The sequence below is a fragment of the Sutcliffiella horikoshii genome, assembly GCF_021991925.1.
GTDB lineage: Bacteria > Bacillota > Bacilli > Bacillales > Bacillaceae_I > Sutcliffiella_A > Sutcliffiella_A horikoshii_F.
Window position 1 is genome coordinate 749,549 of record NZ_RXZI01000001.1, and the last position, 20,099, is coordinate 769,647.

Sequence of the window (20,099 nt, forward strand, 5' to 3'; positions counted from 1 at the left end):
ATGTGGAAAATAAAAAAGCCGAGAGTCGGCTTTTTTTAATGAATATTACGATACACACCAATCACTTTACCAAGAATACTCACATTGCGAACAATGATTGGTTCTAATGTGGAGTTTTCAGGCTGTAATCGGATATAATCCTTTTCTTTAAAGAAACGTTTGACAGTAGCTTCATCCTCTTCTGTCATTGCCACTACGATGTCGCCGTTGTTAGCGGACTGTTGTTGGCGAACAATAACGTAGTCCCCATCAAGGATCCCTGCTTCTATCATACTGTCTCCCATAACTTCAAGCATGAAAACCTGCTCGTCCGGTGCAACATAGCGGTCAGGAAGTGGGAAGTAGTCCTCTACATTTTCAATGGCTGTAATCGGTTGTCCAGCAGTTACTTTACCGATGATCGGTACATTGACTGCTGAGATCTTCGGTACGAGTTCATCTTCCATAATCTCAATGGCTCTTGGTTTCGTAGGGTCTCTGCGAATGAGTCCTTTACTTTCAAGTCTTGCAAGGTGACCGTGAACAGTGGAGCTGGAAGCAAGTCCAACAGCTTCGCCAATCTCACGGACGGATGGTGGATACCCTTTTGCTTGGACTTCCTTTTTTATGTAATCCAATATGTCCTGTTGTCTTTTTGATAGTTTCATATTCCGCACCTCTATCATTTATATTGGTATTAGTATAGCATCTTTTCAGTAAAAATACAAACATAAGTTCGAATTATTGACAAGAATATATGTTCGCTAGATAATAATAGTTTAAAAGAATAGTGGAGGAAATCATACATGAAGGGAATCATTTATTGTCGTGTGAGTACCAAAAAAGATACACAAGAAACATCGCTTACTCGCCAAAGGGAAGAACTAGTATCGTTAGCGGCAAATCGAGGAATTAATGTTATCCAAGTAGTCGAAGAACAAGCGAGCGGCTATGACTTGGATCGTGAAGGGGTTTTCCAAATAATCGAATTAATTTCAACTGAGCCTGTTGAGGTGTTGCTAATTCAAGATGAAACGAGGCTCGGTAGAGGGAATGCCAAAATCGCGTTTTTACATTGGTTGCGAAAACATAAAATAAAGATATTTTCGATAACGGACGATGGAGAATTGAGGTTGTCAGATTCTGATTCGATGGTGATGGATATTGTGGCCATTGTAGAGGAATACCAAAGAAAGTTACATAATCTAAAAATAAAACGAGGCATGCAACGGGCAGTTAAAAGTGGATATGATCCTACCAAAAACCTCACAAACCTACACATGAGCCCTGGACGGGATAAAATTGATGTACCCATAGAAGAGATTGTGAGGCTGCGAAAAAACAAGCTGACTTTTCATGAAATCGCTGCCACATTAAGAGGGCTCGGGTATGAAGTATCCAAAGCAACTGTAAACAGGCGATACCGCGAGTATATGGAAGGGAACGACACCGGTTTGCTTGTAAAAAAAGAAACGCTCTAGTAAGATAAAAGCATATCTTCACAAGGAAGAAAGAAGGAGTTTTCTATGCTATCAAAAGAAAAAATCGCAAGAATTAACGCACTATCCAAAAAGGCCAAAAACGAGGGTCTCACGAAGGAAGAAACAGCTGAACAACAACAGCTTCGCCAGGAGTATATCAAGACGTTCCGGGCTTCAATGGAAAATACTCTACAAGGGGTAACGATTGTGGATCCAGAAGGAAATGATGTCACACCGGACAAATTAAAAGAAACAAAAAAGAATTTAAAGCATTAAACGCTTTTTTTCAGAACATTGGAACATACTATTTATGATAAAATAGAATTTTTCCAATAAAAATAAGTATAAGAGAGAAAGGGTGGAAAAGATGACACAACAAATAGATCAACTTTCCATTAACACAATTCGTACACTATCTATCGATGCAATTGAAAAAGCAAACTCTGGACATCCAGGTATGCCTATGGGCGCTGCGCCAATGGGATACTCTTTATGGACAAGGTTCATGAATCACAATCCTAAAAATCCAAATTGGTTCAATAGAGACCGATTCGTACTATCTGCTGGTCATGGTTCCATGTTGCTTTATAGCCTTTTACATCTAGGCGGATATGATGTATCCATGGAGGATTTGAAAGAATTCCGTCAGTGGGGAAGCAAAACTCCCGGTCATCCTGAAGTTGGACATACCCCTGGGGTAGACGCAACAACTGGTCCACTTGGGCAAGGTATTGCAATGGGTGTTGGTATGGCAATGGCAGAGCGCCACCTTGCAGCTACATACAACAAAGAAGGCATGGAATTGGTAAATCACTTTACATACAGCATTTGTGGAGATGGTGACCTAATGGAGGGTGTTTCCGGAGAAGCAGCTTCCTTGGCATCCCACCTTAAATTGGGCAGATTCATTGTCCTTTACGATTCCAATGATATTTCTCTTGACGGTGATTTAGATCGTTCCTTCTCTGAAAGCATTGAAGTGCGTTTTAAAGGATATGGATGGCAGTATATCCGTGTGGAAGATGGAAATAACTTAGAGGAAATCACAGCGGCAGTGGAAGAAGCACAGAGTGATCTGTCTCGCCCAACAATGATCGAAGTGAAAACAACTATTGGTTATGGTTCACCAAATCGTTCTGGGAAATCTGATGTTCATGGTGCTCCACTTGGATCAGATGAGTTGAAACTTACGAAAGAAGCATACAAATGGACTTTTGAGAACGACTTCCATGTTCCAGAAGAAGTATATACACATTTCCGTGAAACAGTGGCTGAAAAAGGTGCTAAAGCGGAAAGTGAATGGAATGAATTGTTTGAAGCGTATAAAGCTAAGTATCCTGAGCTTGGGAAACAACTAGAAGCAGCGATGAAAGGTGAGCTTCCTGATGGTTGGGATTCTGAAATTCCGGTGTATGAAGAAGGAAAAAGCTTGGCTTCCCGTGCATCTTCTGGAGAAGTTCTAAATGCAATTGCAAAACAAGTACCTTACTTCTTTGGTGGATCTGCTGACTTGGCTGGATCTAATAAGACAAATATTAAAAACGAAGCAGATTTCACTGCTGAAGATTACAGTGGCCGCAATATCTGGTTTGGTGTACGTGAATTTGGAATGGGTGCAGCCATGAACGGTATGGCGCTACACGGTGGTCTGAAAGTGTATGGAGGTACATTCTTTGTATTCTCTGATTATCTTCGTCCAGCTATTCGATTGGCAGCTCTTCAACAACTGCCTGTAACATATGTGTTCACACACGACTCCATCGCTGTTGGAGAAGATGGACCTACCCATGAGCCAATCGAACAGCTTCCATCCCTACGTGCGATGCCTAACCTAAGTGTCATTCGTCCTGCGGATGGAAACGAGACGGCAGCTGCATGGAAAGTTGCACTGGAATCCGAGAAAACACCGACGGCTCTTGTATTGACCCGTCAAAATCTCCCAACGATCAAAGGAACGGATGAAACAGCTCTAGAAGGTGTACGTAAAGGTGCTTATGTCATCTCCAAAGCTGGAAAAGACGTAGCAGATGCCCTTATCCTTGCAACTGGATCTGAGGTTGGTCTTGCTATTGAGGCGCAAAAAGCATTACAGCAAGATGGCATCCATGTTTCTGTTGTCAGCATGCCGTCATGGGATCGCTTTGAGCAGCAATCTCAAGAATACAAAAACGCTGTATTGCCTAAAGAGGTGAAAAAACGTTTAGGTATTGAAATGGCAACTCCACTTGGGTGGGAGCGCTATACAGGAGATGAAGGTGATATCCTGGCTATCAACGGATTTGGAGCTTCAGCACCTGGTGAGCGCATTATGAAAGAATACGGATTTACTACTGAAAATGTAGTTGCTAGAGTGAAGGCACTACTTGATAAATAATAAAAATAGAAAGAGGGCAATGTGTTATCACGGCATTGCTCTCTTTTTTTTACTTTCGACAACATCCGCTAAAAATAGCCCCTTGCCAACTACACTATAAGACAAAACTCTTCCTTATGATTCACTATAATAGAAAGAAAGAAGTGATAGGAGGGTTTCGTATGCGTCATTACATGATCTATTTAATAGAGGAAGAAGTAGCCAAGCATTATTCCGGTAATGAATTAAAGCTTTTTCAGCTCTTTCAACAGTACGAACAAGAGGAACCACTTCATTCTATAATCAAACAACAAGTGGATTATGTCACTATCCCAATCCCCACCTTCCCACTTCAACAGTCTTTGGAACATGCACTCAAAAACAGCGAAGGCTACAAACGAGTGGCCTATCAGCATCAAATAGAAAAAGTTGACTCAACTGCAAAGCTTTCCATCTTTGAAAAGTATTTAAAGCTCTCCTCCACAGGTTCTTTTGAAGCAGAAGCTATTTTCTTTGAAATCATCAGGAAACAGGCACCATACTTCCTTGCGATCGATACCAGCTCAAATCGTTATGGTTGGTTGCAACCAATCAAACAAAGAAAATTTGTTTAATTGATGGAGAAATGTATCGGAAAATGTTGTATAATAGGTTCTAGTTTAGTACACTACATTGGTAGACCTAGTTTTGAGGAGGAAATTTTTGATGGCAACATGGATTTGGATTCTTATTGTAGTTCTAGCACTGATTGCTGGGGTTGCACTAGGATTTTTCATCGCTCGTAAGTACATGATGACTTACTTAAAGAAAAATCCACCAATTAATGAGCAAATGCTTCGCGTGATGATGATGCAAATGGGAATGAAACCATCCCAAAAGAAAATTAATCAAATGATGTCTGCGATGAATAAGCAAATGAAATAAATGAGAAAGCACTCCAGTGATGTGGGTGCTTTTTCTTTTTGTTTGGCGTTTGGGGAGAAGAAATGATAATGAGGGAGGTATGTGAGGGCGAAACGGGTTAAGGGGGGACTATGTGGTGAAAAGGAATGAATGGTGCGCGGAATGAGGAGGGGAAAGTGAAAACGCGTGTCATAGGGGTTGTATGAAGCGCGGAATGAAGTGAGGGAAGTGAAAACGCGTACCATAGGGGTTGAATGAAGCGCGGAATGAGGAGGGGAAAGTGAAAACGCGTGTCAAAGATAGTGTAAGAATCCCAACATGGAAGTCACTGAAGAAAACCTGTAGTCAAAGACGTCATATAAGCCCGAAAAGGAAGCGATCCGGTCTTCAAAGCCACGTAAGAAGCCTAAAACGAAGCTGCTTAACTAATACCAATACCTCCTAACATCACAACAGAAATAAAACCTCATAAAAAAGTATCTTCCTAAAAATTTGAATATTTGCTAAACTGTTATAGTTGAAGCGTACAGTACATACATTTGAAAAGGCTATTTATCGTAAACTTAATTGTTTGTTGCACTTATCAACCAACCATAAAATTTCTTACTTTCGGGTTTTTCGCGACAGTAAAGAATATATTACATGCCTGGTTATAAAGTAAATTACCAGCAAACAGAGTACTAGCAACAATAAAAGAACCAAAAGAATGAGAGAGAAAAATCGGGGGAAAAACCATGAGTATTTTTAAGGACCTTTGGTGGTTTTTTAAACAGGAGCGCAAGTCATATATACCAGGAGTGCTTTTACTTGCGATAGTTGCATTTCTTGAACTTATTCCACCCAGGATAGTGGGAATGACGGTGGATCACATTGTGGATGGGACGCTAACAAGAGAGACCATTCTAACTTTGATGTTGGTACTCCTTGGTACTGCCATTATCGTTTATATATTACGCTATCTTTGGAGAATCATGATTTTTGGTCCGGCAGTGAGGCTTGCCAGATTACTCCGTAATAATTTGTATGAACACTTCACGAAAATGTCCGCAAGTTTCTATCAGCGTCGACGCGTTGGTGACTTGATGGCTCATTCCACCAATGACCTTCAAGCGATCCAACAGACAGCTGGTGCAGGAGTGTTAACACTTGTTGACTCTTTAATGACTGGGGGATTCGTTTTAATCGCCATGGCAGCAACAATAAGCTGGAAGTTGACATTGATCTGCCTCATCCCACTTCCTTTCATGGCACTGGCAACAAATTATTACGGATCTTTGTTGCATAAAACGTTTCATAAAGCTCAGGCTGCCTTTTCATCGTTAAATGATAAAGTGCAGGAAAGTGTGAACGGTATTAAAGTTGTCAAGACGTTCGGGCAAGAAAAAGAAGAAATCGAAGAATTTGAAAAACAAGCAGAAGATGTAGTGAAGAAGAATGTAACGGTAGCTAAAATAGATTCTCTGTTTGACCCGACTATCGGCTTGATCATCGGTATTTCCTTCTTTCTTGCCATCGCTTTTGGTTCGAGATATGTCATGATGGGGGAAATGACCATTGGGGAATTGATTGCATTCACTACCTATCTTGGTCTCTTGATCTGGCCAATGCTAGCGTTTGGCTGGCTTTTCAATATCGTGGAACGTGGGAGGGCCTCTTATGATCGTGTCTCTGCCCTTATGAGAGAAGAAGTGGATATCAGGAATATAAAGGAGGCCAATGAAAATGTCCCTACAGGAGACATTCAATATAATGTACAAACATTTACCTATCCCACAGAAGAGGAAGCTCTGCTTAAAGATATTCGTTTCCATCTGAAACAAGGTGAAACATTAGGGATTGTCGGAAAGACTGGTAGCGGTAAGACCACACTCTTAAAAATGCTGATCAGGGAGTATGATGGCATCCAAGGAAATATCTTTATCGGCTCGAATCCTATAACTAAATATTCCTTGGAAGCGTTAAGAAAAGCAATTGGTTATGTACCGCAAGATCACTTCCTATTCTCAGCAACGATTGCAGATAACATCGCTTTTGCGGTACCGGAAGCATCATTTGAGGAGATAATCCAAGCGGCCAAATTAGCGAACATTCATGAGGATATCATCCAATTCACGGATGGTTACCAAACGATGGTTGGAGAGCGCGGTGTATCCTTATCAGGAGGACAAAAACAGAGGTTGTCCATAGCAAGAGCATTGCTGATGGATCCAGAGATTTTAATCCTCGATGATTCCCTATCTGCAGTGGATGCGAAAACGGAAGAGAGCATCCTTCATGCACTAAAGGAAAATCGCCAAGGAAAGACAACAATTATTACCTCCCATCGTTTAAGTGCGATTCAGCATGCTCAAACAATCATCGTAATAGAAAATGGCGGGATAGCGCAGAAAGGTTCGCATGGAGAGTTAATGGAAGCAGAAGGATGGTACAGGGAAATGTATCATCGACAAGCATTAGAGTCCCTTGTGGAGCATGGGGGTTAAAAGATGAACAATCAGACAATAACGGCAAAAGAACAAAGGCAGGTCCTTAAAAGACTCTTGGGATATGCTAAACCACATACCAAGCAATTTATTTTTGCATTTAGTTTACTCGTCCTCGCGACCATAGGAGAAATAGTAGGTCCCTTGATCATCAAGGTGTTCATTGATGATTATTTAACTCCACAAGTGATGGAAACGGGCCCGATCGTAACACTTGCATCACTATATATCGGAATTTTAATAGCAAAAGTGATCATAACTTATTTTCAACTTTTGAAATTCCAAGAAATATCTTTAAAAATAATACAAGAACTCAGGATAGACATTTTCGCAAAGGTACAGACTCTTGGATTGAAATTTTTTGATAAAACTCCTGGAGGAAGTATTGTTTCCAGGGTTACCAATGATACTGAAGCGATCAAAGATATGTTTGTGAGTGTCATTTCAACATTCGTTCAAAATGGCGTGTTTCTAATCGGAATATTTATTGCTATGTTTTTGTTGAATGTACAATTGGCCATTTTCTGTTTGCTGATCATCCCCATCATTTTCGCGATCATGGCTACTTACCGCCATTTCAGTTCCAGGTTTTATGCGGATATGAGAGAAAGGCTCAGTCAGCTTAACGCTAAGCTGAATGAATCGTTGCAAGGGATGGCTATCATTCAAGTATTCCGACAAGAAAAAAGGCTTCGTAAGGAGTTCGCGGATATCAATGAGGCACACTATCAAGCTGGTGTGAAGAATATCAAGCTTGACGGGCTTCTGTTGCGTCCGGCCATCGATTTTGTTTATGTTTTATCGTTAATATTAGTGTTGAGTTATTTTGGTATTTCCTCCATAGGGAATGTCATAGAAATTGGAGTACTCTATGCGTTCGTTAACTACTTGGGTAGATTCTTTGAGCCAGTGAATCAAATGATGATGAGGCTTTCCATGTATCAACAGGCCATCGTTTCCGCATCAAGGGTATTTCATCTTCTGGATGAAAAAGAGCTTGCCCCAACAGCAGAAAAATCGAAAAGTTCTCCAACTATCACATCTGGTGAGATAGAATTTAAGAATGTGACATTCTCCTATGATGGCAAGCGTGATGTATTAAAAGATATATCTTTCACAGCGAAGCCTGGAGAAACAGTAGCGCTAGTTGGTCACACCGGTAGCGGTAAGAGTTCCATTATCAACCTTTTAATGCGATTCTACCAAATTGAAAAAGGAGAAGTCCTTATTGATGGATTTCCCCTAAAGTACTTTGATGATCAGGAGCTTCGTAAAAAGATGGGGCTTGTCCTTCAGGATCCATTTCTTTTTTATGGTACAATCAGCCATAACATCCGGCTTCATGATCCCACCATTTCAGATGATGAGATTAAAATAGCGGCAGAATTCGTGCAGGCAGATTCATTTATTGACAATCTCCCAGAACAATATGAACAACTGGTTGTTGAAAGAGGAGCAACATTCTCAAGTGGTCAAAGGCAGCTGGTTGCTTTTGCGAGGACCATTGCAACCAAACCTAAGATCCTAGTATTAGATGAGGCCACTGCAAACATAGATACGGAAACAGAAGAAGCAATCCAGACGGCACTTGAGAAAATGAGGAAAGGGCGAACGACGATAGCGATTGCCCATCGACTTTCTACCATACAAGATGCCGATCAAATTCTGGTCCTTCACCAAGGAGAGATTGTAGAGAGGGGAACGCATCAGGAATTATTGAATCAGGAAGGTTTATACTATAAGATGTTTCTTCTCCAAAACGGCCACCCTGATAAAGTGGAGGATGCGGTCATTCACCCTGGATAAGTGTCAGCACGGCCAATTTTCGGGCCGTGCATTTTTTACATGATAAAATCAAAAACAACCCCCTCTCACCATGAGAAGGGGGGCGGTAAACCAAGCTATAAGCTCACTTTATTCCTATGTATTATTTGGGGACGATGATATGGTTATACTTGTTTAGAAGCGTGTCCAATTCCTGGCTGAGCTTTAGCGTTTTAGAAGAAGACATTCCGTTTTTTGCCACAATGTCAATGAGTTCCATTCGCTTTTTTTCAATAAGATTTAATAATTCTTGTTTAGTAGCCAAAGTTGAGTATCCTTCCTTCTTCCAATTCGTAACATCATTATACTAGAATTTAGGAGGCAATACAAAGAAAAATTGCAAGTTAATGGGACTTTAATAATTGTCAAACTAGTGAAAAATAACTAGGCAATACTGTCACGGTTTCGTCATAGATTATTATAAAGCGGGGGTATGTTTTCGAACGTTTTCTGTTACTATATTAATTATAATTGAATAGGAGTAGTGATACTATGTCTGCAGATGTTACGCTTTTTTTAGCGTTTGGAGCGGGATTTTTATCGTTCATCTCCCCATGTACGCTACCAATCTACCCTGCTTTTCTATCTTATATAACAGGTGTGTCGGTAGGAGAATTGAAAGACGAAAAGGGTATGTTTCGTAGCAGAAGTATTTTACATACAGTGTTTTTCCTATTGGGCTTTTCCATCATCTTTATCTGGTTAGGATTTAGTGCATCATTCTTGGGGCAATTCTTTGTCCAGTACAATGATTTAATACGCCAGATAGGAGCTATTCTGATCATCTTTTTTGGACTTGTCATACTAGGGGTATTTCAGCCTAAATTCTTGATGACAGATAAAAAGCTCTCCTTTAAGAATAGGCCTACCGGGTACATTGGTACAGTTTTGATAGGGATGGCTTTTGCTGCAGGATGGACACCTTGTACTGGTCCGATTCTTGTGTCAGTCATGGCTTTGGCAGCAGCAAATCCAGGGTCCGGTGTATTATACATGACAGCATATGTATTGGGATTTGCAATTCCGTTCTTCATCCTCTCTTTCTTTATCGGAAAGTTGTCGTGGATTAAACGCAATCATGTCTTAATCATGAAAGTGGGCGGATATACCATGATTTTCATGGGTATTCTGTTATTCTTTGATTGGTTGACCAAAATAATAGTGTGGCTGACGGCAATTACCGGAGGATTTAAAGGATTTTAAATTGTGTGATATTTTAGTTGATTCTTATGTTCGAAAAGAGTAAAGTTAAAAATGGGAATAAAGGAAATTTAAAACTTTTTTATAGGACATAAGGAGGACTCTGCGGTGGCTAACGTTTTAGTAGTGGATGATGCAAAGTTTATGAGGCTAACAATTGGAAACATATTAACTAAATCTAACCACACTGTTATCGGTGAAGCAGAGAATGGAAGAGATGCAGTTTCACTCTATCGGGATCATCAGCCAGATCTTGTCACGATGGATATTACCATGCCAGAAATGAACGGTATTGAAGCTGTTCGTGAAATAGTGAAGGATTTTCCAAAGGCGAAAATTATCATGTGCTCAGCCATGGGGCAGCAACGCTTGATTGTGGAAGCGATTGAAGCAGGTGCAAAAGATTTCATCGTAAAGCCCTTTGATGAAAGCAGGGTTTTGGAAGCAGTGAAAAGAGTCATGGGATAACACACAATGAACTATCTTCTCCATATTTATGGAGGGGGTAGTTTATTTTTATGAAAGGGGAAATGGTAAAAGCCAAGATATGACTTTTAAAATTTCTCTTTTTCGGTATAATAGTAAGAGGTTAAAAGATGTGAAAACAGAGGATGATTAAAGTGAATACAGTACTATCTACGATTTTCGCAGTATGTATGGCACTTCTGGTATTGTTTATTAGAATGAAGGCTGCGAAAAAACCTTCTTCAGTCAAAAAAATTGTATTGCCTCCCATTTTCATGAGCACAGGTGCACTAATGTTCCTATTTCCTGAATTCCGTGTTTCCTCGCTACAAGTTTTGGAAGCTTTGACAGTCGGAGCGATCTTTTCCATATTTTTAATTAAAACTTCCAAATTTGAGATGAAAGATAATGACATATACTTAAAACGTTCGAAGGCATTCGTTTTTATTTTACTTGGATTATTGGCTATTAGGGTGGTTTTGAAGCTTGTTCTGAGCACTCAAATTGATATCGGAGAATTGACCGGAATGTTTTGGTTGCTTGCTTTCGGCATGATTGTTCCATGGAGAGTTGCCATGTACATCAAATACAAAAAGATAGAGAGTGGAGCCATCCCACCAACGATAAAAACCTCGGTATAACAAACCGAGGTTTTTATCCTTAGAATAAATGTTGATATGGTGCGCGATCAATATTGAGATGTTCCAGTTTTTTTATAAGAAACTTATGGTCTCGTTTCGGTGTGGCGAGGATATAACCGCGAATAACATGTTCTCTCGTTATTTCGTTTGCTTTTTCCTTATATGCTATTTCACCAATCTTTCCTGCAATCTTCTGTCTAGCGATATCACGAAACAATTCCGGTACAGGTGAGACGAGCTCCTCTAACAGGAGTTTAAGATCTTCCGGCCACATATGACGGGTTTCTTTCAAATAGAAATCCTGCCAATCCAATTCCGATTTTCCATCTTCTTTTGGAAGCCGTTTAAGAAACTTGCGAAACATAAAAAATCCACCGATGGCCAACAATACGACCATTGTGACAACCCAAAATAAAATTAACCATAGAAACCATCCGGTTAACATGTTCTTTTCCCTCCGAACTCGTTAACATTCTTGTATTATTATAACCGAAACTATTATAATTGCACTAGTAAATGAAAAATCAGAGAGATTTTCATATAAAAAATGACAAAGTTTTGACGGAGGTGCGACGATGAAAAAGATTGGTGCCGTTATTGGCAGCATGGGAAAAACCGAGGTACTCTCCCAAAGAGTCTGCCCTAAATGTAATAGGGAAGTAAAGCGCGTCCGCATGCAAATTATCGGCGGAGAAAATAAAGGACAATGGCAAGAATATGAAAATGAATGTGATTGCCGACTGGCGGCTGAAACCATGCAAGCGGAGAAACGCAGAAAGCATAAATACTTTGAGCAATTCTGCATTATTCCGAGAGAACTTGCGGATGCCACTTTGGAAAACTTCAAGGTGGAATATTCCAGCCAAGGAGAAGCATTGGCAAGTACAATTGACTTTTTCGACCAGTTTACCGGAAGAGAAAACCTGTATTATTTTGGCCGGACAGGAAGAGGGAAAACACACTTGGCAGTAGGGTTGTATAAATACTTCAAGGAAAATAATATTACTGCGATGTTTTTTGATGTACCAAAGCTAATGGATACGATTGTTGCCTCTTGGGACAGTGATTCTGGGTATTCCGAAAGCAAGTTCATGAAGGCTATTGCGGAAGTGGATGTACTTATCCTGGATGATCTAGGAGTGGAGAGGGTGAGCGAGTGGGTGGATCAGACGATCTATTCCATCTTGAATCAGCGACAAGGAAAGAGCATCGTTTTTACCTCTAATATTCACCCTGGAGATCTAACGAAACGATACGGGGAACGGATTGCAGACAGAATTAAAAATAAAATGAGTCAGAACCAGTTGATTTCAATAGTGACCCCGGAGAGCTATCGGACTAAAGATCTAACTATGTACAAAGACTAACATATAAGGTTAAAAATAAAGGCTCTGTTAAAACACCGCTGTTGATTTCCGCACTAGGCTTCGCTTTCCTAGGGGCATTTGGGGAGCCTCCTCGGCTGGCGCCTGCGGGGTCTCCCCTAAACGCTATCTCCCTCAGGAGTCTTCGCCTATTGCTACAATCAACAGCTAGGTTTCTGCAAAAATCAACAATATGCTTTAACAGAGCCAAAATAAAAGATTCATTCATCCATAGCAGAAATACTGCTATGGGTTTTTCGTGTTACGAAACATTTACCGGAAATTTGTCTATTTTTGTTAATGAAATAATGGTAAAATAATTCTAAATAGAAAGAAAATAAAAAGGGGTGCCTAAAATTGAAACAAGTAGATCTTTTAAAGAAAGAGCTGTCCAACGTTATTATTGGAAAAGACGAAGTAGTAGAGCTATTATTTATCTCTTTACTTAACAAAGGACATGTTTTACTCGAGAGTGTACCTGGTACAGGAAAAACTATGTTGGCAAAAAGTTTTGCAAAGACAATGGATGCCCGCTTTAAACGTATCCAATTTACTCCTGATGTGCTACCAAGTGATGTCACCGGAATTCAGTTTTTTAATCCAAAGGAACAGAATTTTGAACTAAGACCTGGTCCCATCATGACCAATATCTTACTCGCGGACGAAATAAATCGTGCCACTCCCAGAACGCAATCAAGCTTACTCGAGGTAATGGAGGAACGCCAAGTAACCATAGATGGGGAGACATTATCTATACCCGGACCATTCATGGTGGTAGCAACACAGAATCCGATTGAATCACAGCAAGGGACGTTTCCGTTGCCGGAAGCTCAGATGGATCGATTTTTTATCCAAATAGATCTAGGGTATCCTACAATGGAAGAAGAAAAAAAGATTATGAATAAGTACCGCTTGGATGAACCAATTAAGCATATGACCTCTTTCTTTACGAAAGAAGAAGTTATGGAACTGCAAGATCAGGTCAAGCAGGTGAAAGTATCATCAGTGGTAGAAGATTACATACTGGAAATTGTTCATATGACGAGAAATCATGAAGAAATAGAGCTAGGGGTAAGCCCTCGTGGTACATTAGCACTGATGCGTGCCGCACAGGGGGCAGCATTTGTTAAAGGACGAGAATACGTTATACCGGAAGATGTAAAGAAAATGGCACCATATGTATTGAGTCACCGATTGGTTCTTACAATGGAAGGCTCGCTTAAGAAAACCAATAAACAAATTGTTACAGAAGTGCTGGCAAGGGTCGTTGTGCCTGTGGAGGCGACTATATAGGGATGGCTAGGTGGAATCAACAAGTAGATAACCTTACCCATCATATTTATTTTCGAGCGTGTTCATTTGTCATTATTGCAATCGGCTTCTTGACAGGACATCCCATTTTATTCTTTATGGGAAGTTTGTATTTTGTCTATTTTGTTGTTTCTTATTATTATTTATCCAATGTCGGAAAGAGACTAAAGCTAACAATTGCAAATGGTCAAATAAAGCTTTTTCCAGGTGAAACAGGGGTCATTAAGCTGAAGCTCGAACAACCATCCTGGTTACCTATCTTTTCTGGGCACATCCAACTTGTTACAGATAATAATATCGAGTTCTTGAATGGGGACAGAAGTACACGCATCAGCAAGATAAGCCTGCCATTTTCCTTAATGGGTAACAGTGAAGTGGTCATTGATATTCCTTTTACTGCTAGAGAAAGAGGAGTAGCTAAATTACATCACATTGAGCTACAGATTTCACACTTCATAGATTTTGGAAAAGTATATTTGCAGAAGAATGATTTGACCAAATTTGAAGTGCTTGTTTACTCCGAGCAAGTACCTGTAACTGGTCTCGAGAGAATCATGCCCAAGAATCAAGGCACCTATCCAACTCGGTCTTCCCTTTTTGAGGATGTCAGTACAATAATAGGTACACGTGATTATACAGCAGGTGATTCCTTTAACAAGATTCATTGGAAAGCTTCCGCTAAGGTCACAAGCCTTCAAACGAAAATGTATGAAAAGACAGCTCAATATTCGTGGTTAATTGTTTTTGATATTAGATCTGGCAATTTAGAAGAGAGAATTAAAGGGATAACCCATTTAATCCATCATGCTACTAAGTTTCATATTCCATATTCCTTGCTTGTTAACATTAAGAAGGTAGGGACTCCTAGTTATTTGGAACTGCCTTATGGTGAGGGGAAGCGTCATCTTCAAACTGCGTTGACGATGTTGGCGAGATTGCAAGGAAACAGTGTATCCATAAGTATGCCAGCCTTTGAAAAAATAACCTTGCAACATGCTGCCCATTCTCCATATGTGATTCTATGCGGGGAAAAAGAGCGATTAAGCGGGTGGAAGATGCCTAGTGGAATCAATGTAAACCTTCTTGATGTAAAAGATGATAGTTGTACTTTACTATCATTGCGTACGGAAGCAAGAAAGGAGGCTGTAAATGGGTAACCTTTGGAGGAACAGCATTCACTTATTGCTCGAGCTCAACATACTCTATTTTTTTATCTTGCTATTGTATTTAGATTCCGGAAATCTACCTTCAATAATAGGAGTTTTGTTGCCCTATGGTTTTTCGATTGCTATATATGGTTTTTTAAACAACAAACTTCCAAATAATTATGCGGCAATCATGTTGGTGGCACCTATATTAGCTCTTTTTGCTTATCTTTCTTCCTATAGCATCGGTCTTTCGCTTATTATCGGAATTTTCCTTAGTTTCAGGGCATTCATGTATTTTGTGGAAGAAAGATTCATTTCAACCTTTGCTTTATTGATTATTTCATTCATTTGGATGCCTTTTGTTTACGGGGCAGGAACATTGGTGGACTATCCCCATGGGCTAATATTATTGCTATTGTTTGGAGCGCAACTGGCACTGGTCATTATACTGTATAGTGGACATGCCATCTTCCAATTGAATGGGAACCGTTACATGCAAAAAAAGGTGATTAGTGCCACAGCAATCGTTTTTATCGGCATTGTCGCAATATCAGCCTTTTTTGCCACCATCGGTAAGTACCTGATTACAGCTGGACTTTCCTTATTCGGCATAGGTGTTAGTTTTGTTTTTAATGTATTATCAAGACCTGTGTTTTATCTATTAGGTTTGCATGATTGGTCCATCAAAACCGGCGGGGGACCTCAAGATGCAGGAACAATGGAATTTGGGGAGGAAGAGGAGGCAGAAACGGCCGAGATGTTAGCACCACCAGAAAACCTATTTGATAATCCTGTAGTGGTGGCAGTTGGTGTCATTCTTTTCTTATCAATCCTTTACTTCCTATTAAAGCGGAAAAAAGTGAGCAATCAAAAGAATGAGTTAGCAGTTGAACAGCAATTTACTTCTACTATGACTAAAAATAGTGGTGGTGGATTTTTTACCGGCAGAAGAAAACAAAAGCCTCCTGAAGATGAAGTAAGGAAGCTTATGTTTGAGTTAGAGAAGCTGGCATGGAAGAAAAACCGTGGCCGTCTTCCGAATGAAACATTGGAAGAGTGGTTAAAACGCGAGACCACATTCAAAGAAAGCTTCATGGAGTTGTATGCTAAAGTAAGATATGGAGAAATGAAACTCTCCCCATCTGAAGTAGCAACCTGCAAGACAATGGCAGAGGAAATTCGAAAAGTGATGAAGCAGTGGAAAAAAGCGAGTTAACTATTATTTACTGCAGTGTATCCATTACTGGGTACACTGTTTTTTGTGGGAAAACCCGTTAGAGTGAATGGATTCCAATACTTTTCCATAATTATCCTCCATCAAATTTGGCCGTATTTCTTCATAATCAGCGATTATTCCGCTTCTGCTGGAATTAAATGAAGGTCCATATTATTGGTAGCGTTTACACTCACTATCTGGCTTCCATACGGACTAATTGCCCCAACACCCTTGATATACATTCTCTACATGTTACGATTATAAACGTTGTTAAAAACGAACGGACAGACAGGGGCGATTAGATGTTGAACGAAAAAGTGATTGGATTTATCGGAGCAGGGTCGATGGCAGAAGCGATGATTTCAGGTATTGTAGCAAGTGAGATCATCCCTGCAAAAAACGTGGTAGTAAGTAATAGATCAAACATCGACAGATTAATGGAACTTGAGGATAAATACGGTGTTCGTGGTGTTATGAAGCAAGACCTTAATATGAACGAACTAGACATTATTGTACTTGCCATGAAGCCGAAAGATATAGAAATTGCACTAGCTTCATTAAAAGATCAATTAAACTCTTCCCAATTATTGCTTTCCGTATTAGCTGGAGTATCTACTAGCTATATGGAAGAGGGGTTAAATCCTGGACAGCCAGTTATTCGCGTAATGCCGAATACGTCAAGCATGATTGGTGAATCTGCAACAGCCATTTCAGCTGGGAAGCATGTTGCGATGGATCATATAGTAGACACAAAAGTCATCTTGCAAACAATCGGAAAAGTATACACGATTGAAGAAGAACAAATGGACGTTTTTACAGGAGTTGCCGGAAGTGGCCCAGCATATTTCTATTATTTAATGGAGCATATGGAAAAAACAGCGAAAGAAGCAGGGTTAGACGAAGAAGTAACTCGTGATGTTGTTGCACAAACCATTCTCGGTGCTGCGAAGATGATGCAGACGAATAATGAAGAACCTGCATCGTTACGAAAGAAAGTGACTTCCCCTAACGGGACAACAGCAGCAGGATTAGAAGCATTAAGTGACAACGGCGGTGGAAAAGCCATTTCAGCTGCGATTAAAGGTGCGGCAGAACGATCCAAAGAAATCAGTGAAGAAAAAGAAAAAGAATTAGTATTACAGTAAGTTTTACAACTATGTATAAAACAGGAGTGATTGAATGACCCCCGATAATAAGACAAAACGGGTAGTAATAAAAATTGGAAGCAGTTCATTGACAAGTTCACATGGTGAAATCAGCAGAAGAAAACTAGAAAGGCTTGTTGATGAAGTGGCCCAATTGAAAGACCAAGGCTATGAAGTTTTATTGGTATCCTCAGGTGCCGTAGCAGCAGGATATAGAAAGCTAGGCTGTTTAAATAGACCAACAAGTTTACCGGAAAAACAAGCAGCAGCGTCCATTGGGCAAGGCTTGTTGATGGAGGCATACAGCGAACTGTTCTTATCTAATGGTTACGTTGCCTCTCAAATCCTCATCACAAGAGAAGATTTTTCGGATGAAAATCGCTACAATAACGCGCGCAACACCGCGAATGTTCTTTTAGAGCGTGGTATTGTACCGATCGTCAATGAAAATGACACCGTCACGGTAAACCGATTAAAATTTGGGGATAATGATACACTTTCCGCTAAGGTTGCAGGACTTGTGGATGCAGATATGTTGTTAATTTTATCTGATATCGACGGATTGTATGATGCTGATCCCCGTAAGGATCCGGACGCGACTCTATTACGCAAGGTGGAAGAAATCACCCCTGAAATTGAAGCAGCAGCCGGAGACCCAGGAAGCTCTGTCGGCACTGGTGGAATGAAGTCGAAAATCGATGCAGTGAAGATCGCCATGGCATCTGGTATCCCTGCGTTCTTGGGTAAAGCAGGAGTACCGAACATTTTACTTCAAGCAGTGGAAAAAGAAGCTACTGGAACGTATTTTGAATCGAAGGATTCTGCAGTAAACTTGAACCACAAAAAGCAATGGATCGCGTTCAATTCAGGTCCAGAGGGAGAAGTAGTACTAGCAGAAGGTGCGGATGTTTCCATGCTGGGCAAAAAGAGATTGTTACCCTCTAGCATCAGTAAGGTGAAAGGATATTTCAAGGAAGGATCCGTCGTGAGAATTCTGGACTTTGAAGGAAACAGAATCGGACTTGGAGTGGTAAATTACTCCTCAGAACAATTAAGAGAGTATGATCAAACCCAAGGTAAATTTGAAGAGGAAGTCGTGAAAAATGATGACTTAGTATGTCACTTAGAGGCTTCCATACCTGTTGGGATTTAAATATTGAAGCAACGTGCGAAGATTCCTGCGCGAGGTAGTGGTTAGCGGAGATGTTGCAGGCAAAGCTGAGGAGGCTCCGCATGTACCCTATGGAAGCGTAAAGCCAAGCGAAAATCAACAGCGAAGTGGACGTAAAATAAAAACTAGGGAGGAATTTGATGTCTTTATTAGTAGAGACAAATGTAGAAACACAAGCAAAAGTAGCGAAGAAAGCGGCAAAGGTTGTAGGCCTTTTATCAACAGAAGAAAAGAACAGTATTCTTAAGCATATCGCTAACACCCTTGAAAGCAATGTATCCCATATCCTTGAGGCCAATAACAAAGATTTGGACAAAGGGCGCGAAAAAGGCTATACAGAAGCATATATGGACCGCTTGGCACTATCTGAGGACCGCATTGCAGATTTTGCGAATGGTTTAAGAGAAGTAGCAGAACTTGAGGATCCTGTTGGGGACATCCTTTCAGATTGGACGTTGGAAAATGGCCTTCAAGTAGAAAAAGTTCGTGTACCACTTGGAGTGATCGGTATGATCTACGAAGCACGCCCTAATGTGACAGTAGATGCGACTGGACTAGCTCTGAAATCCGGTAACGCTATTGTTTTAAAAGGCGGTTCTTCTGCCATCAACTCCAACCAAGCGATAGTGGATGTGATCCACAAAGCATTGAAGACTACTTCTATTCCAGAAGAAGCGGTACAATTTATCGCGAGTACAGATCGAAAAGCAACGCAAGAGCTATTTACGATGAAGGATCATATTGATGTATTAATTCCTCGTGGAGGAGCGTCTTTAATCAATGCAGTTGTAGAAAATGCTACAGTACCAGTCCTTGAGACAGGTGTTGGGAACTGTCACCTTTATATTGACAAGGATGCAGATGTCGAGAAAGCATTATCTATTGTCGTTAATGCCAAAACGGACCGTCCGGCGGTTTGTAATGCAGCAGAGACCTTGATTGTGCATGAGGCTTGGTTCCACGCCAATAAAGAAGCTTTAATCAACATGTTCAAGGACAACGGTATTACGGTGCATGGAGATGACACAGTTTTTGAAACGATTCCAGGAGCTGAAAAAGCAGGCCATGAAGATTGGACGAATGAATATTTAAGCTTGGATATTGCAGTGAAAGTGGTTGCTGACATGGATGAGGCTATCGACCATATTGATGAGTTTGGAACGAAACATTCAGAGGCCATCATTACGGAAAACAAAGAAACTGCCAGCAAGTTCATGAAACTTGTAGATGCAGCAGCGGTTTATCAGAATGCATCCACACGTTTCACAGATGGTGGCGCTTTAGGATTCGGTGCAGAGATCGGAATCTCCACTCAAAAGCTTCATGCTCGTGGTCCTATGGGACTACCAGCATTAACAACGGTTAAATTCCAAATGACTGGAAACGGTCAGATTAGATGATTCTTTCATAGGGCT

General features: G+C 40.5%; 20 protein-coding genes. 17 read left to right on the top strand and 3 right to left on the bottom strand.

Annotation, left to right across the window (positions count from 1 at the left end; translation table 11 throughout):
* Nucleotides 1-35: 35 nt before the first annotated feature.
* Complete coding sequence (gene lexA / locus EKQ44_RS03620) at nucleotides 36-647, bottom strand: transcriptional repressor LexA (RefSeq protein WP_010193459.1); 612 nt, start codon at nucleotides 645-647, stop codon at nucleotides 36-38.
* 138 nt (nucleotides 648-785) lie between these two features.
* Here lexA and EKQ44_RS03625 point away from each other — a divergent pair, with 138 nt between their 5' ends.
* The 7 genes from EKQ44_RS03625 to EKQ44_RS03655 all read left to right on the top strand — a co-directional run bounded on the left by EKQ44_RS03625 (nucleotide 786) and on the right by EKQ44_RS03655 (nucleotide 9,005).
* Entirely contained in the window at nucleotides 786-1,460 is a 675-nt protein-coding gene (locus EKQ44_RS03625) for a YneB family resolvase-like protein (RefSeq protein WP_237662181.1), read from the top strand.
* A gap of 45 nt (nucleotides 1,461-1,505) precedes the next feature.
* A complete protein-coding gene (locus EKQ44_RS03630; protein ID WP_237662182.1) occupies nucleotides 1,506-1,736 on the top strand; it encodes a DUF896 domain-containing protein in 231 nt (76 codons plus the stop codon).
* A 91-nt stretch (nucleotides 1,737-1,827) separates the two neighbouring features.
* Entirely contained in the window at nucleotides 1,828-3,834 is a 2,007-nt protein-coding gene (tkt, locus tag EKQ44_RS03635; RefSeq protein WP_237662183.1) for a transketolase, read from the top strand.
* A gap of 161 nt (nucleotides 3,835-3,995) precedes the next feature.
* Nucleotides 3,996-4,427, top strand: coding sequence for a sporulation inhibitor of replication protein SirA (sirA, locus tag EKQ44_RS03640; RefSeq protein WP_237662185.1), 432 nt, complete (start codon nucleotides 3,996-3,998; stop codon nucleotides 4,425-4,427).
* 91 nt (nucleotides 4,428-4,518) lie between these two features.
* Complete coding sequence (locus EKQ44_RS03645) at nucleotides 4,519-4,737, top strand: YneF family protein (protein ID WP_060666506.1); 219 nt, start codon at nucleotides 4,519-4,521, stop codon at nucleotides 4,735-4,737.
* A gap of 713 nt (nucleotides 4,738-5,450) precedes the next feature.
* Nucleotides 5,451-7,199, top strand: coding sequence for an ABC transporter transmembrane domain-containing protein (locus tag EKQ44_RS03650; RefSeq protein ID WP_237662186.1), 1,749 nt, complete (start codon nucleotides 5,451-5,453; stop codon nucleotides 7,197-7,199).
* Nucleotides 7,200-7,202: 3 nt separating this feature from the next.
* The gene (locus EKQ44_RS03655; RefSeq protein WP_237662188.1) at nucleotides 7,203-9,005 is read left to right on the top strand and encodes an ABC transporter ATP-binding protein; all 1,803 of its coding nucleotides are present in this window, start codon (nucleotides 7,203-7,205) and stop codon (nucleotides 9,003-9,005) included.
* Nucleotides 9,006-9,126: 121 nt separating this feature from the next.
* On the opposite strand, the gene EKQ44_RS03660 is transcribed toward EKQ44_RS03655, so the two are convergent.
* Nucleotides 9,127-9,288, bottom strand: a complete 162-nt coding sequence (locus tag EKQ44_RS03660) for an aspartyl-phosphate phosphatase Spo0E family protein (RefSeq protein WP_269151522.1) — start codon at nucleotides 9,286-9,288, stop codon at nucleotides 9,127-9,129.
* A gap of 227 nt (nucleotides 9,289-9,515) precedes the next feature.
* On the opposite strand from EKQ44_RS03660, the gene EKQ44_RS03665 reads away from it, so the two are divergent.
* The 3 genes from EKQ44_RS03665 to EKQ44_RS03675 all read left to right on the top strand — a co-directional run bounded on the left by EKQ44_RS03665 (nucleotide 9,516) and on the right by EKQ44_RS03675 (nucleotide 11,329).
* On the top strand, nucleotides 9,516-10,226 hold the full coding sequence (locus EKQ44_RS03665) for a cytochrome c biogenesis CcdA family protein (protein ID WP_237662189.1): 711 nt from the start codon (nucleotides 9,516-9,518) through the stop codon (nucleotides 10,224-10,226).
* A gap of 105 nt (nucleotides 10,227-10,331) precedes the next feature.
* Nucleotides 10,332-10,691, top strand: a complete 360-nt coding sequence (locus EKQ44_RS03670) for a response regulator (RefSeq protein WP_064101016.1) — start codon at nucleotides 10,332-10,334, stop codon at nucleotides 10,689-10,691.
* A 143-nt stretch (nucleotides 10,692-10,834) separates the two neighbouring features.
* Nucleotides 10,835-11,329: a CcdC family protein gene (locus tag EKQ44_RS03675; RefSeq protein ID WP_237662191.1), complete on the top strand. Its 495-nt coding sequence runs from the start codon at nucleotides 10,835-10,837 to the stop codon at nucleotides 11,327-11,329.
* A gap of 19 nt (nucleotides 11,330-11,348) precedes the next feature.
* Here the strand turns inward: EKQ44_RS03675 and EKQ44_RS03680 are convergent, their stop codons facing one another.
* Entirely contained in the window at nucleotides 11,349-11,774 is a 426-nt protein-coding gene (locus EKQ44_RS03680) for a DUF2621 family protein (protein ID WP_237662192.1), read from the bottom strand.
* A 130-nt stretch (nucleotides 11,775-11,904) separates the two neighbouring features.
* Between EKQ44_RS03680 and EKQ44_RS03685 the strand changes: the two genes are divergently transcribed.
* The 7 genes from EKQ44_RS03685 to EKQ44_RS03715 all read left to right on the top strand — a co-directional run bounded on the left by EKQ44_RS03685 (nucleotide 11,905) and on the right by EKQ44_RS03715 (nucleotide 20,084).
* A complete protein-coding gene (locus EKQ44_RS03685) occupies nucleotides 11,905-12,696 on the top strand; it encodes an ATP-binding protein (protein WP_237662193.1) in 792 nt (263 codons plus the stop codon).
* Between the two features lie 354 nt (nucleotides 12,697-13,050).
* Nucleotides 13,051-13,986, top strand: coding sequence for an AAA family ATPase (locus tag EKQ44_RS03690; RefSeq protein ID WP_237662195.1), 936 nt, complete (start codon nucleotides 13,051-13,053; stop codon nucleotides 13,984-13,986).
* A 2-nt stretch (nucleotides 13,987-13,988) separates the two neighbouring features.
* Nucleotides 13,989-15,161: a DUF58 domain-containing protein gene (locus EKQ44_RS03695; protein ID WP_237662197.1), complete on the top strand. Its 1,173-nt coding sequence runs from the start codon at nucleotides 13,989-13,991 to the stop codon at nucleotides 15,159-15,161.
* Complete coding sequence (locus EKQ44_RS03700) at nucleotides 15,154-16,368, top strand: MFS transporter (RefSeq protein WP_237662198.1); 1,215 nt, start codon at nucleotides 15,154-15,156, stop codon at nucleotides 16,366-16,368. The genes EKQ44_RS03695 and EKQ44_RS03700 overlap by 8 nt, the downstream gene beginning before the upstream one ends.
* A gap of 302 nt (nucleotides 16,369-16,670) precedes the next feature.
* Nucleotides 16,671-17,513 carry a pyrroline-5-carboxylate reductase gene (gene proC, locus EKQ44_RS03705; protein ID WP_237662200.1) on the top strand — a complete coding sequence of 281 codons (843 nt, stop codon included), beginning with the start codon at nucleotides 16,671-16,673 and terminating at the stop codon, nucleotides 17,511-17,513.
* A 34-nt stretch (nucleotides 17,514-17,547) separates the two neighbouring features.
* Complete coding sequence (proB, locus tag EKQ44_RS03710) at nucleotides 17,548-18,666, top strand: glutamate 5-kinase (RefSeq protein WP_237662202.1); 1,119 nt, start codon at nucleotides 17,548-17,550, stop codon at nucleotides 18,664-18,666.
* A gap of 158 nt (nucleotides 18,667-18,824) precedes the next feature.
* Nucleotides 18,825-20,084: a glutamate-5-semialdehyde dehydrogenase gene (locus EKQ44_RS03715; protein ID WP_237662203.1), complete on the top strand. Its 1,260-nt coding sequence runs from the start codon at nucleotides 18,825-18,827 to the stop codon at nucleotides 20,082-20,084.
* Nucleotides 20,085-20,099 lie beyond the last annotated feature (15 nt).